Annotated in this window: 14 protein-coding genes and 1 pseudogene; 11 read left to right on the forward strand and 4 right to left on the reverse strand. The window is 58.0% G+C overall.

Annotated elements, in window-relative coordinates; all coding sequences use genetic code 11:
- Both J2046_RS12405 and J2046_RS12410 read left to right on the forward strand, forming a co-directional pair.
- Positions 1-102, forward strand: a 102-nt coding sequence (locus J2046_RS12405; protein ID WP_210052795.1) for a hypothetical protein, incomplete at its 5' end; no start/stop codon positions are given.
- Between the two features lie 254 nt (positions 103-356).
- Positions 357-575 (forward strand): CrpP-related protein, encoded by a 219-nt coding sequence (locus J2046_RS12410; RefSeq protein ID WP_210052197.1) that lies wholly within the window; start codon positions 357-359, stop codon positions 573-575.
- A gap of 37 nt (positions 576-612) precedes the next feature.
- On the opposite strand, the gene J2046_RS34315 is transcribed toward J2046_RS12410, so the two are convergent.
- Positions 613-921, reverse strand: a complete 309-nt coding sequence (locus J2046_RS34315; protein ID WP_411828492.1) for a DUF982 domain-containing protein — start codon at positions 919-921, stop codon at positions 613-615.
- A gap of 983 nt (positions 922-1,904) precedes the next feature.
- On the opposite strand from J2046_RS34315, the gene J2046_RS12420 reads away from it, so the two are divergent.
- From J2046_RS12420 to J2046_RS12445, 6 genes are all read left to right on the forward strand, one after another.
- Complete coding sequence (locus tag J2046_RS12420) at positions 1,905-2,612, forward strand: FadR/GntR family transcriptional regulator (RefSeq protein ID WP_210052200.1); 708 nt, start codon at positions 1,905-1,907, stop codon at positions 2,610-2,612.
- The gene (locus J2046_RS12425) at positions 2,609-3,775 is read left to right on the forward strand and encodes a PLP-dependent transferase (protein ID WP_210052202.1); all 1,167 of its coding nucleotides are present in this window, start codon (positions 2,609-2,611) and stop codon (positions 3,773-3,775) included. The genes J2046_RS12420 and J2046_RS12425 overlap by 4 nt, the downstream gene beginning before the upstream one ends.
- A 32-nt stretch (positions 3,776-3,807) precedes the next feature.
- Positions 3,808-5,064: an ABC transporter substrate-binding protein gene (locus J2046_RS12430; protein ID WP_210052205.1), complete on the forward strand. Its 1,257-nt coding sequence runs from the start codon at positions 3,808-3,810 to the stop codon at positions 5,062-5,064.
- Positions 5,065-5,151: 87 nt separating this feature from the next.
- Positions 5,152-6,087 (forward strand): carbohydrate ABC transporter permease, encoded by a 936-nt coding sequence (locus tag J2046_RS12435; protein ID WP_210052207.1) that lies wholly within the window; start codon positions 5,152-5,154, stop codon positions 6,085-6,087.
- A gap of 4 nt (positions 6,088-6,091) precedes the next feature.
- Positions 6,092-6,922, forward strand: coding sequence for a carbohydrate ABC transporter permease (locus J2046_RS12440; RefSeq protein ID WP_210052209.1), 831 nt, complete (start codon positions 6,092-6,094; stop codon positions 6,920-6,922).
- 4 nt (positions 6,923-6,926) lie between these two features.
- Positions 6,927-7,985 carry an ABC transporter ATP-binding protein gene (locus J2046_RS12445; protein WP_210052211.1) on the forward strand — a complete coding sequence of 353 codons (1,059 nt, stop codon included), beginning with the start codon at positions 6,927-6,929 and terminating at the stop codon, positions 7,983-7,985.
- Positions 7,986-8,130: 145 nt separating this feature from the next.
- Here J2046_RS12445 and J2046_RS12450 read toward each other — a convergent pair.
- Positions 8,131-8,790, reverse strand: a pseudogene (locus J2046_RS12450) (family 4 glycosyl hydrolase); the annotation flags it as partial.
- A 253-nt stretch (positions 8,791-9,043) separates the two neighbouring features.
- Positions 9,044-10,510 carry an alpha-glucosidase/alpha-galactosidase gene (gene melA, locus J2046_RS12455; RefSeq protein WP_210052213.1) on the reverse strand — a complete coding sequence of 489 codons (1,467 nt, stop codon included), beginning with the start codon at positions 10,508-10,510 and terminating at the stop codon, positions 9,044-9,046.
- Positions 10,511-10,724: 214 nt separating this feature from the next.
- On the opposite strand from melA, the gene J2046_RS12460 reads away from it, so the two are divergent.
- Entirely contained in the window at positions 10,725-11,603 is an 879-nt protein-coding gene (locus tag J2046_RS12460) for an AraC family transcriptional regulator (protein WP_210052215.1), read from the forward strand.
- On the opposite strand, the gene J2046_RS12465 is transcribed toward J2046_RS12460, so the two are convergent.
- Positions 11,537-12,046 (reverse strand): hypothetical protein, encoded by a 510-nt coding sequence (locus J2046_RS12465; protein ID WP_210052217.1) that lies wholly within the window; start codon positions 12,044-12,046, stop codon positions 11,537-11,539. The two genes, J2046_RS12460 and J2046_RS12465, sit on opposite strands and share 67 nt — an antisense overlap.
- A gap of 131 nt (positions 12,047-12,177) precedes the next feature.
- Between J2046_RS12465 and gmd the strand changes: the two genes are divergently transcribed.
- Together gmd and fcl are read left to right on the forward strand one after the other, a co-directional pair.
- The gene (gmd, locus tag J2046_RS12470) at positions 12,178-13,281 is read left to right on the forward strand and encodes a GDP-mannose 4,6-dehydratase (RefSeq protein ID WP_411828493.1); all 1,104 of its coding nucleotides are present in this window, start codon (positions 12,178-12,180) and stop codon (positions 13,279-13,281) included.
- Entirely contained in the window at positions 13,274-14,245 is a 972-nt protein-coding gene (fcl, locus tag J2046_RS12475) for a GDP-L-fucose synthase (protein ID WP_210052219.1), read from the forward strand. Before gmd ends, fcl begins: the two co-directional genes overlap by 8 nt.
- Positions 14,246-14,290: the final 45 nt, after the last annotated feature.

The following is a 14,290-nucleotide window of genomic DNA, read 5'->3' on the forward strand; positions in this document are numbered from 1 at the left end:
AACCCCGGCAAGATCATCCTCGAAATGATCGAGGTCCAGACCGGCTCCTATCTCGGAGAAGACGACATCATCCGTATAACCGACGAATTCGGGAGAAGTTAGCGAATTACCGAACTGGCGACGCAATTCGATCGGTGCCGTCGTTTCCCGCATGGACGAAATTTCGGCAGTATTCCACATACGGAGCGCTGTTGGGACCGCCAAATCGCAACAGTCGGAAGTCTGGCTGAAACGCTTCGGCAGCCCCCAGTCAGACTTCCGCTTATCAGCCGCTATAGATGATCATCGCGCCTCGGAAACATGCGTCAGTCTCAAGACAGCCGAAACGACCGCGCTGATTGGGAGACGACACCTGCATGGTGAGTGTCGAGGTCATCGTTGAACTGCAGGAACGTGGTGCAGAAGCTCGTGCTCGGGGGGCTGGTTGGGAAGAGAACCCTTTTTTGAGAATAGTGGCTCTGCTCGGGACTTTCGATCAAACCAATCACTGGGAAGAAAAAAGGCAGGCCTGGCAGTTCGGATGGGCCATCGAAAATGCCTACCGGATCGCTTATTTCGACGATCGGGTTTCCTGAGAGGTTATTTGCGGACTATGCAACTCTGGATTCGAATTCACTCGCTGACATGAAGGCCCGCTGCTGTGGCCGAGCTGTATAGAATCTGTCTCACAGCATTGGGCGAAATGCGATCGTTGATCCCATCGATGCAGGCTTGAAGCGCATTTTCGTACGCTTCCCCAGCTCGAACTGGCCAAGAATCAGCCACAAATTCGATCGCATCTTCCACTGAACCTATAAAGATACACCCGTTACCCTCCCGATCAAATCGTAGAGGTCGGAACACTCTTTTGATAGAACTCGTCACATTACTGCTCCTCCATCCTATTAAATTGAAATTTGAACCGTTTGTTCCGCTCTCCACGCCTGAAAGATCGGCGATGGATCTTCATTGACGGATGATTGCCTTAATTTCTTTGTCGCTTTGTAAGGGGCTCAGCACCAAATCGACTAATATTTATTGTCATTTTTTCGAATCGGGCGGGACATGGCCTCTGGTTCAACGCGCGTTGTCGCTCGGGCGCTGTGGGGAACTGCTGTCGACCTGCTTTTTGATCCTCATTCAGAGGAGCATGAGAATTGTAGGGCGGTGCCGGAATTTGGGTGAACAGGCTATGGATGAGGCGGTGATTTTCACAGAGGCATATCCCTTTGAAATTGACAAGCAGGAGACGACAACGGTTATCGCGGGGACCGAAATCCATCGACATCGCATGAGACGCCCACCATGTCTTCAGTTCCGCGTCGGGCTGAAAGACGCAGGCCCGATGGTGTAGCGTCGGGTTCAGATGTCATCGACCATAATGCTGGGTGAATTTCATGGTGTCCTGCAGGTCGTCATCGGATGAGAGATATCCCCTTTATCAATTCATCATTCACGCGGGGGGTATGGTTCGTCATCGGCTGATCTGGCGCAGATATCCGACTTGACGATTGTGCGTGCTCATGTCTCGGCGGCCGGAGGTGAAGCGACCGACAAGAAGGTCCTCCATTGGGAAGTCTGATCTGCCCCTTACCACGATCTCCGCGATAACATCGCCGGGGCTGAAGCCGTGACCGGAAAAGTTGACGGCATGGAAGAGGCCGGCCTTGTCGAGGACGGCCCTATCACCGGAAGACCATCTTCGACATAGCCTTCGCAGCCGGACCATGTGCGGATCAAGACATGGTTTTCAGCGTCGGCTAGGCTCGTCACCCCGCACGATAGCATCCATCGGAATTCTCCAGAGGCTCTAAAACATCCTCCAGCTTGTCCGACCGGGGGGAGCGCTGTCGATCGAGTGCGGCCATTGACAGGTGGGGGAACAAGCTATTTTATTGCTCAGATGTCAGACCAATTTTTGCCTCATGAGTAAACTGTTGATCTCCGCGCTGCCGCCTGTCGATCGGGCCCGCCAAGTCGGCGAGGCGCTCGCCGATTACGTGGAGGGCGCTGATCTGAAGGCCGGCGACCGGTTGCCGGCCGAGCGGGAACTGATGGCGGCGCTTGGTGTCGGACGCTCGACCATCCGCGAAGCGATGCGCCGGTTCCAGGCGCTTGGGGTCATCGAATCGCGAAAGGGAAGCGGCAATTATCTGCTGAAGCCGATCTCCAAGCGCACGATCCACATGCCGCTGTCGCTCGATACGGCCAATCTTCGCGATGCGCTGTTGCAGACACTGCAGGTGCGCAGGGGGCTTGAATGCGAGGCCGGCATGGTCGCGGCGCGCATGCGGACTTCTGCTGATCTTAAGATCATCGAGGCGCGTCTTGAGGAAATGGAGCGGGTCCACCACGCCAAAGGCGCTTCGGGGCCCGAGGATCTGGCGTTTCATCTGGCTGTCTACGATGCCACTCACAATCCGCTCTTCCGTCAGTTGCTCGAACAGATGCGCGAAACCTTCGAGCGTTTCTGGAGCCATCCGTTCGAACGTTTCGACTTCGCCCGCCGGTCCTTTCCTTACCACCGGACCCTGTTTAACGCGATTGCCGCACAGGACCCGGAAGCGGCACGCAGCGAGACGCTGAAAATCCTCAAGATCGTCGAAGAAGATATCAAGGAAATGTCCAAATGAATGACGGCTTGGAACAGTTCGAGTTCGCCTCGCTGATCACCGCCCACGACGACGGCAATTACGCCGAGGCGGTGGTTCCCCCGATCTTTCAGACATCGCTCTTCACCTTCTCCAATTTCGACGACATGATCTCCGCCTATCGCGGCGAAAAAGTGCGGCCGATCTATACGCGTGGGCTCAATCCGACCGTGCGCGCATTCGAGGAGATGCTTGCAAAGCTCGAGGGTGCGGAAGATGCGCTCGGTTTTGCAAGCGGCATGGCGGCGATCTCGTCCGCTATACTCAGCTTCGTTGAGCCAGGCGACCGGATCGTTGCCGTCAAACACGTCTATCCCGATGCATTCCGGCTGTTCGGCACGATCCTCAAACGAATGAAGGTGGAGGTGACCTACGTCGATGGCCGTGATGAGGAAGCGGTTGCCAAGGCCCTGCCGGGCGCGAAGGTCTTTTACATGGAAAGCCCGACAAGCTGGGTGATGGAAGCTCACAATGTCGGTTCGCTTGCCGAGCTCGCAAGGAAGCACGGCGTGGTTTCGATGATCGACAACAGCTGGGCAAGTCCGTTCTTCCAGCGGCCGATCACGCTCGGCGTCGATCTCGTCATTCATTCGGCTTCGAAATATCTCGGCGGGCACAGCGACGTTGTCGCGGGCGTCGTCGCAGGTTCCAAGGAGATGATCGCCAGGCTAAAGGCCGAAGCCTATCCCTATCTGGGTGGCAAGCTTTCGCCTTTCGATGCGTGGCTCCTGATCCGCGGGCTTCGGACGCTGCCGATTCGCATGAAGGCGCATGAGGCAGCGGCACTCACCATTGCCCGCCGTCTTCAGGAACTCGACGTAGTGGGGCAGGTGTGTCATCCGGGTCTGGCGAACTGCCTTCCGGTGGGTCTCAACGGCACCTCGGGTCTGTTCTCGTTCATCTTCCGCGAGGGCGTCGATATCCGCGCCTTCACCGACCATCTCAAGCTCTTCAAGCTCGGCGTCAGCTGGGGCGGCCACGAAAGCCTGATCGTCCCGGGCGAAGTGGTGCTGCAGCAGAAGGCCCAGCCGAATTCCGCGCATGCCTTCGGCATCCATGCGCGGTCCGTGCGCCTCCATGTCGGCCTCGAGGGAACAGAGGCCCTGTGGAGCGATCTTCAGGAGGCGATTGCCGTCGCCTCCTAAAGCATCAACCGATAACAACTGGGAGAACGACAATGAAAACACTCATAACAACTGCGCTGTTCGCGACGTTGATGGCAGGCAGCGCGATGGCCGATACAACCCTTAAGTTGGTCGAGGTGATCACCAGCCCGGAACGCACCGAGACGCTGAAATCGATCGTCGGCAAGTTCGAGGCCGCCAATCCGGACGCCAAGGTCGAGATCATCTCGCTGCCTTGGAACGAAGCCTTCCAGAAGTTCGCGACCATGGTATCGGCAGGCGACACGCCCGACGTGATGGAGATGCCGGATACGTGGCTGTCGCTTTACGCCAACAACGGCATGCTCGAAAGCCTCGAGCCCTATCTGGCAAAATGGGAGCACACCAAGGAGCTGACGCCGAGGGCGCTCGAACTCGGCCGCGATGTCAACAAGACCGCCTATATGCTGCCCTACGGCTTTTATCTGCGGGCCATGTTCTACAATAAGAAGCTGCTTTCCGATGCCGGTGTTACAACGCCGCCGAAGACGATGGACGAGTTCACCAAGGCCTCCGAAGCGGTCTCCAAGCTGCCGGGCAAATACGGCTACTGCATGCGCGGCGGCCCGGGCGGTCTGAACGGCTGGATGATCTTCGCGGCCTCGATGGCCGGCGACAACACATATTTCAAAGAGGACGGCAGCTCGACCATGAACAGCGAAGGCTGGGCAAAGGGCATCGAGTGGATGGTCGATCTCTACAGACAAGGCTATGCGCCAAAGGACAGCGTCAACTGGGGCTTCAACGAAGTGGTCGCCGGCTTTTATTCCGGAACCTGCGCTTTCCTTGACCAGGATCCGGACGCGCTGATTGCGATTGCCGAGCGCATGAAGAAGGAGGATTTCGGGGTCATTCCGCTGCCGAAGGGGCCGGACGGCAAATCCTTTCCGACGATCGGCTATGCCGGCTGGTCGATGTTCTCGACGACCAAGAACAAGGATTTGTCCTGGAAGCTGATCGCAATGCTTGAAGGCAAGGAAGGCAATCTCGAATGGAACAAGAAGATCGGCGCCCTGCCGGCCTATACGTCCGCGGAAAAGGACCCATTTTACGCCGGTGATCAGTTCAAGGGCTGGTTCGAGGAACTCGCCGATCCGAACACGGTCCCGACCGTAATGCCGACCTATCTCGAGGAATTCGCCTTCTTCAAGGATTCGCTCGCAATCAAGACGTCCCAGCAGGCGCTTTTAGGGGACATCACCCCAAAGCAGCTGGCTGATCAATGGGCAGAATATCTGACCAAGGCGCAGCAGAAGCACCTCAAGAAATGAGACGAACTGCGAGACCGGCAGCGTCAACGACGGCCGGTCTTCCGCCAGATCAAGACGGCGAAAAGCCGCGAAGGGGAAATCTTGCCCATGATGATTGCTGCCGGCACCACGAAGGGACTTCCTGTCCGAAAGCCATGGTTGACGCGTTTGGCTGATGCCTCGGAGCCCTATCTCTACAGCGCGCCGTCGTTGATCCTCATCGTCGCGGTCATGCTGGTGCCGCTGGTCATCGGCATCTCCTACGCCTTCAGGGATATCCAACTCCTCAATCCCTTCTCGGGAGGGTTCATCGGCATCGAGCATTTCCGCGCCCTTTCCCAGGATGCGGCCTTTTACGGGGCATTGAAGAACACGCTTTGGTGGACGGGCGCTTCCGTCCTCCTGCAGTTTTTCTTCGGGCTCATCCTCGCCCTGCTACTGGACAAGCCGTTCTGGGGCCGGGGCCTCGTCCAGGCGCTGGTTTTCCTGCCCTGGGCGGTTCCCTCCTTCCTCGCCGGTCTGAACTGGGCCTGGCTCTTCAATCCGGTGATCGGACCGATACCGCACTGGCTTTTCGGGCTCGGCGTGATGTCCCAACCAGGCAACATCCTTTCTGATCCGCAATATGCGATGTGGGGGCCGATCGTTGCGAATGTCTGGTGGGGCATTCCATTTTTCGCCATCACCCTGCTTGCCGCCCTCCAGGCAATCCCACGCGATCTTTATGAAGCCGCATCGATCGACGGCGCCAACTGGTTCCAGCGGTTCTGTTCGATCACCCTACCGTTCCTTGCGCCGACGATCGCCATCACCGTATTGCTTCGCACAGTGTGGATCTCCAATTTTGCGGACCTGATCGTCGTGATGACCGGTGGTGGGCCTGCCGATCGGACCCAGATCGTCGCAAGCTATATCTTCACCCAGGCCTTCAAGGCGCTCGATTTCGGCTATGCATCGGCGATCGCGCTCGTGCTGCTCGTTCTTTTGCTCGCCTATTCGATGTTCATCATCCTGCTGCGGCAGACTTTGCTGAACAAGGATTGAACTCATGAAGCAATCCCTTCTGCTAATCGTCGCGCATCGCCTCGCGATCCTCTGCTATATCGTCCTTGCGCTTTTCCCGCTGTTCTGGCTGCTGAAAGTATCGGTGACGCCGAACGATCTTCTCTATTCCGAGGGCGTGCGGATGTGGCCCTCGCGCGCGACATTCGCCCATTATTCCTTTGTGCTGCGGCACAGTGCCTTTCCGACCTTCTTCAAGAACAGCCTGATCGTATCGGGATCGACTGCCGTGCTCGTGACGGGCTGCGCGTCGCTTTCGGGTTATGCGCTCTCCCGCTTCAGCTTTCGGGCGAAATACTGGATCGTCGCGCTGATGTTGCTGACCCAGATGTTTCCGCTGGTCATGCTGGTCGCGCCGATCTTCAAGATTCTGTCGCCGCTCGGCCTCACCAACAGCCTGACAGGACTGGTGGTGGTCTACACCGCGTTCAACGTGCCCTTTGCCACCTTCCTGATGCAGTCTTTCTTCGACGGCATCCCGAAGGAACTGGAGGAGGCGGCGATGATCGACGGGGCGACGAAGTTTACGGCCTTTCGGCAGATCATCCTGCCGCTTACGCTGCCCGGCATTGCCGCGACGCTCGGTTTCGTCTTCACTGCCGCCTGGAGCGAACTGCTTTTCGCGCTGATGCTGATCAACGGCAACAACGCGGCCACCTTCCCGGTCGGGCTCCTGACCTTCGTTTCGAAGTTCTCAGTCGACTTCGGTCAGATGATGGCTGCCGGCGTGCTGGCTCTCATCCCGGCCGCACTCTTCTTCCTTCTCATTCAGCGTTACCTCGTCCAGGGCCTGACGGCCGGCGCGGTCAAAGGGTAGTCAAATGGCATCCATTGAGATCGAAAAACTCGAAAAGTCCTACGGCCATGTCTCCGTGCTGCATGGCATCGACCTCGATATCCGCGACGGGGAGTTTGTCGTGCTGGTAGGCCCGTCGGGCTGCGGGAAGTCGACGCTGCTCAGAATGATCGCGGGGTTGGAGGACGTCAGCAGGGGCGAGATCCGCATTGCCGGCAACCGCGTCAACGACCTGCATCCAAAGGACAGGGACATTGCCATGGTGTTCCAGTCCTACGCGCTTTATCCGCATATGAATGTTGCGGGAAACATGAGCTACAGCCTGCGCCTGCGCAAGGCGACGAAGGAGAAGATCGGTGCGGCCGTTGCCGGCGCTGCCGCAAAGCTCGGCCTGGAGCCACTCCTCGAACGGCGGCCGAAAGCGCTCTCTGGCGGGCAGCGCCAACGCGTCGCGATGGGTCGCGCTATCGTTCGCCAGCCGAAAGCCTTTCTGTTCGATGAGCCCTTGTCCAACCTCGATGCCCGGCTGCGCGAGCAGATGCGCGCCGAAATCAAGAAGATGCATGCCGACCTTAAGGCGACCTCGATCTATGTGACCCATGATCAGATCGAGGCGATGACGCTCGCGGACCGCATCGTGGCCATGCATGGCGGTGTGGTGCAGCAGGTAGGCAGCCCTCTGGAGCTTTACGATCGCCCCGCGAACCTTTTCGTCGCCGGTTTTATAGGCTCGCCTGGAATGAATTTTCTCGACGTAACCTATCGTGGTGGTGCGCTCAGACTGAAGGATGGAAGCCGCGTTGCCGACAGCCCGCCTGTCGCCGTTCAGGAAGGAAGTGACCTGACGCTTGGCATTCGACCCGAGCACCTAACGATCACGACCGATAGCGGTGGGATATCGGCCGAGGTCGAGCTGGTGGAGCCGACTGGCTTTGGCATCATCGTGCATCTGACGTTGCACGGAATGCCGGTGAAGGTGTTCACGCTGGACCGACAAGCATTGGCAACCGGCGGGGAAATCAAAGTGTCTTTCCCGGTCCAGCACATTCATCTGTTTAACAATGAAGGTAGCCGGATCGGATAGCGGTCCGAGCGATGTTCCACGTCGAAAAGCGACTGCCGGAAGGTTCGGCTGGCTACTCTAGGGGAATTCCGGCAGCCTCAGCCAACCAAAGGTACACTCCAAACCTGAGACGGGTAGTGATCCGACCCACGCGCCCCCGGTCGGGTCATGCTACGCCGGCTTCATGGCTGGTGCGAACCCAATCCGGCAGCCAGTCGCCATGGGCGGCCAGAAGATCGTCGACCAGGGACCAGATCTGGTCGAGATCGAGTTCGGCCGCTGTATGGGGATCCATCATCGCCGCATGATAGATGTGCTCGCGATTTTGCGTCATCAGCGCTTGCACCGTCAGTTCCTGCACGCTGATATTGGTGCGCATCAGTGCCGTTAGCTGCGGCGGTAGTTCACCGACATAGGTCGGCTGGATGCCGGAGGCGTCGACAAGACAGGGAACTTCCGCCGCGCAGTTTGCCGGTAGGGAGGGAATACAGCCGTTGTTGCGCACATTGCCGTAGATCACCGAGGGTTCGCCGGTCCAGACGGAGTTGATGATCGAGGAAGCATATTCTTTCGAAGGGTTGACCTCGATTTTATCGGCGCTGCGATAGGCCGCGGCCTGATCTTTCCAGCGCTCTATCTGCTCTATGCAGCGTTTCGGATATTCATCGAGCGGTATGTCGAACCTTTCAATGAGGTCGTCGCGTCCCTCCTTGATGAAATAGGGGGTGTATTCCGCGAAATGTTCCGAACTTTCTGTGACGAAATAGCCGAGCCGCGTCAGCATCTCGTAGCGAACCTTGTTCGGGCAGCGTGTGTTCCGGCGCGGAAGATTGGACGCCGATAAGGGGTCAACATTCCGCGCCGATTGACATTCGGACGCATGCGCGCCCATCGCCATGGCTGAAACACCTAATGCTAAGCCGGCCAGAATGCCGATGTTTCGCAAACTGCTCATCGTCTCTCCCTCTTTTGCCGGAGCGCCGGTGGCTGCTCCATCTTCTCCGTACGATCGTGGCCAAGCCTCCGCGTGATGGACTTCCTCCCAAAGCTCCATCTCAGCCCATGCCCACGTCAGCATTTCACACGGCCTGCTTCAGTATCTCCTTTTCGGTGCACAGTTCATCGATGGAACGCACGCTGCGGCGAGCAGCACCAGCCCAGTCGCTGGTCTTCACGGTAGGGCGAGCAAGCCGTTCCTTGGCGGCAGGTACGGCATCGGCATATTGCGGCAGCCAACGGGCTTCAGCGACCACCATCTCGTCTACCATCTGCCACACCTCCTCCGGTGTGCAGACCGCGCCGACCAGCGGGTCATGCAGGACAGCGAGTTTCAAAAGTTCGATATCGCCATTGATGGCCGCATGCACCGACATGCGTTGTACATTGATGGAAGACGTGCATGTTGCCGCGCAGGCTTCCGGCAGGGTGATCCCGGAGACCATGTTGATGCCGAAGCGATCGACGAAGCCTGGCGACTCGATAATCGCGTCGTCTGGTAAATTGGTGATCACACCGTTGTTCTTGACGTTGAAATGGCCACGGTAGACCCGGCCGGTCTCCAGCGCCTCGATGATGTGGCTCGCGTGCTCATTGGAGCGTTTGGTCGGATCGATCGGCTTTTCGGCGGATGCGAGGAAGCTGGGAAACTCCGTTTCGAACCAGTTGCGGGTTTCGGTCGAATGGCGCAGATAGCCGCCGGTCTCTCCGTGAATCCAGTTGGACATGTCGATCCATCTGACGATGTCCTCGGGGCGCTTGCGATACCAGGGCAGGTATTCGGAAAGATGGCCATTGCTTTCCGTCGAGTAGATGCCGAAGCGCTTCAGCACGTCGATCCGAAGCTTCTCCTGCTGCGAATAGACGGGGTGCGCTTCGAAGGCGGAAATCAGTTCGTCTTTGCCGATTCTGCGGCCGTCGAGCCGCAGGTCGATAAACCATGTCTGGTGGTTGATGCCGGCGCAGACATAGTCGAGTTCCTTCAGCGATTTCGCGCACAGAACTTCGGCGATCTGTTCGGCACCATGCTGAACTCCATGGCAAAGTCCGATGGTTTCGACCTTGCCATATTCGATAGCGGCCCAGGTATTCATCGCCATCGGATTGGCGTAGTTCAGGAATCTGGCTCCGTTTTCGGCGACCTCGCGAATGTCCTTGCAGAAATCCAGGATGACCGGGATATTGCGCTGGCCGTAAAGAATGCCGCCGGCGCAGATTGTATCGCCCACGCACTGGTCGACGCCGTATTTCAGGGGAATGCGAATGTCTTCCGCATAGGCTTCCAGGCCGCCCACCCGAACACAACTGATGACATAGCGTGCGCCCTCCAAGGCCCGTCGCCGGTCCGTCGTTGCAGTGACTTTAGTCGGCAGCCGGTTGGAGACAACGACCTTGTCGAGGATAGCCTTGATCATCTCAAGATTGTGTTCGCTGATGTCGGTCAGGGCAAATTCTGCGTCCTGAAATTCCGGCACGCAGAGGATGTCCGTGAACAGCTTTTTGGTGAAGCCAACGCTGCCTGCTCCGATGATAGCGATTTTGAAACTCATGAGCCTCCACCTCGATTACATCCCATGCCGGAAAGAGGTCAGATGAAGGAGGACAGGCTGGATGACAGCGCATGTCGTCGAAAAGTGCCGAATTTACGGGCATCTCTCCTCCAGGCCGTGTCGTGGCCCGTGACCTTTTCCTCTTCCCGACGCAAGATTATGCGGATAAAACAGGTGCCGACCAGAGAAGGATTATGCTTTCGAGGGTAATTTTGTGCTGTCGAATTTGATTGCCAACGGACAGACGATGCGAACGGTGTCGCTGCCGCGCGGGCGCCAACGCCTGCATGTCATGCCCACCAGCACCGGCTATGAGGTCAGGGAGAATGAAATCTATGACTGGGACGGGCGCAGGCGCGGCCAGACGCCCTTCACCGTACTCCAGCACACGATTAGCGGCACGGGCAGGCTGCGCTACCAGAGCAGGAGTTACAGGCTGCAGGATGGCGACACGCTTCTGGTGCTGGTCCCGCACAACCATCGATATTGGCTGGAGAAAGGCGACCGCTGGGAGTATTTCTGGATCTCGATGAATGGCGAAGAGGCGCTGCGCATCCACAAGATGGTTCTGGCCTTGGCCGGTCCGGTTCTGCGGCTTCAGCCGGCCACGATCGATCATCTTGCCGATTGCAGTCTTCGATTGATTGAGGGCGCAACTCCGACACCGGGAGCCGCATCCGCTATCGCTTACGAAGCGGCGATGGCCCTTTACGACGATGTTTTCGGCTCGCCCGCCTTTGTCGCTGAGCAAAGTTTCATGCAGCCGGTGATCGACTACATCAATGCCAATCTGGAAAAGCCTCTTCCGGTGCGTGATTTGGCTGCCATCGTCGGCCTAAGTCGCGCGCATTTTTCTCGCAGCTTTTCCGAAAGCGAGGGAGTGCCGCCGGCCGAATATGTCGTGCAGCAGCGCCTGCAGCGGGCCGCAAAACTGCTCACCAAGGGAGATTTCCTCCCGGTGAAGGAGGTCTCGATGATGTGCGGCTTTCAGGATGCCAACTACTTCGCCAAGGTGTTCCGCCGCGTCTATGCCATCACGCCAACCGAATTCAGGACCACCGGCATGTATGCCAGCGTTGGAAAGCTGAGGTGATGGAATTGGGCGACGATCCAGTCGGCACAATCAAACGGATGAGCCAACAGCGGAAAGCCTGCGACGAGGACGAGGACGAGGTTTGGCCCCGGATTAACAGGCGTTGTTCGGCCCGCAGTCTGCATGCGGATCCGTGAAGATGCCGCTTCCGCTTCGTGCCACCTGACGGCCCTGTTCGCCGCCGAGGACGAGCTTTCGGCTTCCCCTCCTTCCGGGGGAATGTTCAAAGCCCCCGGAAAGACCGAGTGGGCTTGCCCCTTCGCGGTGGCAACCGCCGCCGCCAAAGCCAGAGCGCCACGGTTGGACGACAGCATGCTGCCGTCGAAAGGTGCGGCGACCGGTTTGCCGTCGACAGATGACAAACCGCTCAGCTGCAGGTTAAGATTGTTTATGGCCCACGTGGTCTCCGGGATCATTTCAATGGCTTGCATCACATCAGCCAAGCCAGTGCGAGTTTTTTGAGTTTGGTGGTGGACCAAATAACGTAAGCTTGATGCCACCTTTCAGTGTCAATGTGACATGAATCAATGGAAGTGATGCGTCGATAACCGATGCGTTTCGGTAGAGGGTCATGATGAGTGAAAATTCGAATGGCAACGGCAAGGTTGCATTAATTACCGGCGTCACCGGACAGGATGGGGCCTATCTTGCCGAACTGCTGCTAGACAAGGGCTACACCGTCCACGGCATCAAACGGCGCTCCTCAAGTTTCAACACCAATCGCATCGAGCATCTTTATGAAGATCCGCATGTCGAAAATCCGCGTTTCATCCTGCATTTCGGCGATATGACGGACTCGACCAATCTCATCCGCATCGTGCAGGAAGCCCAGCCGGATGAGATCTACAACCTCGCCGCCCAGAGCCACGTACAGGTCTCCTTCGAGACGCCGGAATACACTGCCAATGCCGACGGTATCGGCACCTTGCGCCTGCTGGAGGCGATCCGCCTTTTGGGTTTGACCAAGAAGACCCGCTTTTATCAGGCTTCCACCTCAGAGCTCTACGGCAAGGTGCAGGAAGTGCCGCAAAGCGAAACTACGCCGTTTTATCCGCGTTCGCCCTATGCCGCCGCCAAGCTTTACGCCTACTGGATCGTCGTGAACTACCGTGAGGCCTACGGGATGCACGCTTCGAATGGCATCCTGTTCAACCACGAAAGCCCGATCCGCGGCGAAACCTTCGTCACTCGCAAGATCACCCGCGCGGCGGCCGCCATTCATCTTGGTCTTCAGGATCGGCTTTATCTCGGCAATCTGGATGCCAAGCGCGACTGGGGGCATGCGCGTGAATATGTGCGCGGCATGTGGCTGATGCTGCAGCAGGACGAGCCGGACGATTACGTTCTGGCGACCGGCGAAACGCACACGGTGCGCTCCTTCGTGGAGAAAGCCTTTACCAAGGTCGGCATGCCGATCGAGTGGCGCGGAGAGGGCGTCGACGAAAAGGGGTATGACGCGACATCCGGTCAATGCGTGATCGAGATCGATCCGCGCTATTTCCGTCCGACCGAGGTCGACCTACTGATCGGCAATCCGGCCAGGGCGCATCAGAAGCTCGGCTGGAGGCATGAAACCAATCTCGACCAACTGGTTGCTGAAATGGTTCGGGAGGACTTGAAGGTGATGGCCCGCAACGTGCCGTCTGCGGGGGGCAACAAGGGGCTTGCCCATGCCTGAGGCGATCTATGGCCTTGCCGGTAAGAAAGTCTATGTTGCGGGACATCGCGGCATGGTCGGATCGGCGATTGTCCGCCGTTTGGCCTCTGAAGGCTGCACGATCCTGACGGCCACGCGCGCTGAGGTCGACCTGACGAGGCAGGAGGAGGTGGAGGTCTGGATGGAGAAGAACCGCCCGGATGCGATCTTCCTCGCCGCCGCAAAGGTCGGCGGCATCCTTGCCAACGATACCTATCCGGCCGATTTCCTCTACGACAACCTCATCCTCGAAGCGAACGTCATCCACGCGGCCCACCGGGTCGCGGTGGAGAAGCTGATGTTCCTCGGTTCATCCTGCATCTACCCGAAATTCGCCGACCAGCCGATTGTCGAGGAGGCATTGTTGACGGGCCCGCTGGAGCCCACCAATGAGTGGTATGCGATTGCCAAGATCGCCGGCATCAAGCTGTGCCAGGCCTATCGCAGGCAGCATGGTCGCGATTTCATCTCGGCCATGCCGACGAACCTTTATGGTCCCGGCGATAATTTCGATCTGAAATCGAGCCACGTCATGCCGGCACTCATCCGCAAGGTCCACGAAGCGAAGGTTAACGGGTTTCCTGAGATTACCCTTTGGGGCACCGGCACGCCGCGCCGTGAATTCCTGCATGTGGACGATTGCGCAGACGCCTGCGTCTATCTGATGAAGACCTATTCGGGCGACACGCACGTCAATGTGGGGTCTGGAGAGGACATCACCATCCTCGAACTGGCCGAACTCGTCTGCGAGATCGTCGGTTTCGAGGGGAAAATTGTCCACGATCGTTCCAAACCGGACGGTACGCCGCGCAAGCTGATGAGCGCCGAAAAGCTGCAGCGCCTGGGTTGGAAGCCGAGGATTGGGCTCAAGGACGGGGTTGCGGATGCCTACGGTGCGTTCCTGAAAGGCGCGTATCTGGTGCGTAAGCATGGAGATGCAGCGTAATGGCTGTGAGGCTGCAAACAGAAACCGCATCCAATTCGCCCGACA

It is taken from the genome of Neorhizobium petrolearium (assembly GCF_017873175.1).
Taxonomy (GTDB): Bacteria; Pseudomonadota; Alphaproteobacteria; order Rhizobiales; family Rhizobiaceae; genus Neorhizobium; species Neorhizobium petrolearium.

Excerpts from the sequence above, each read along its gene's own strand:
- J2046_RS12410 (WP_210052197.1), top strand. The coding sequence starts at position 357 with ATGGTGAGTGTCGAGGTCATCGTTGAACTGCAGGAACGTGGTGCAGAA.
- J2046_RS12420 (WP_210052200.1), top strand. The coding sequence starts at position 1,905 with ATGAGTAAACTGTTGATCTCCGCGCTGCCGCCTGTCGATCGGGCCCGC.
- J2046_RS12425 (WP_210052202.1), top strand. The coding sequence starts at position 2,609 with ATGAATGACGGCTTGGAACAGTTCGAGTTCGCCTCGCTGATCACCGCC.
- J2046_RS12430 (WP_210052205.1), top strand. The coding sequence starts at position 3,808 with ATGAAAACACTCATAACAACTGCGCTGTTCGCGACGTTGATGGCAGGC.
- J2046_RS12435 (WP_210052207.1), top strand. The coding sequence starts at position 5,152 with ATGATGATTGCTGCCGGCACCACGAAGGGACTTCCTGTCCGAAAGCCA.
- J2046_RS12440 (WP_210052209.1), top strand. The coding sequence starts at position 6,092 with ATGAAGCAATCCCTTCTGCTAATCGTCGCGCATCGCCTCGCGATCCTC.
- J2046_RS12445 (WP_210052211.1), top strand. The coding sequence starts at position 6,927 with ATGGCATCCATTGAGATCGAAAAACTCGAAAAGTCCTACGGCCATGTC.
- melA (WP_210052213.1), bottom strand. The coding sequence starts at position 10,510 with ATGAGTTTCAAAATCGCTATCATCGGAGCAGGCAGCGTTGGCTTCACC.
- gmd (WP_411828493.1), top strand. The coding sequence starts at position 12,178 with ATGAGTGAAAATTCGAATGGCAACGGCAAGGTTGCATTAATTACCGGC.
- fcl (WP_210052219.1), top strand. The coding sequence starts at position 13,274 with ATGCCTGAGGCGATCTATGGCCTTGCCGGTAAGAAAGTCTATGTTGCG.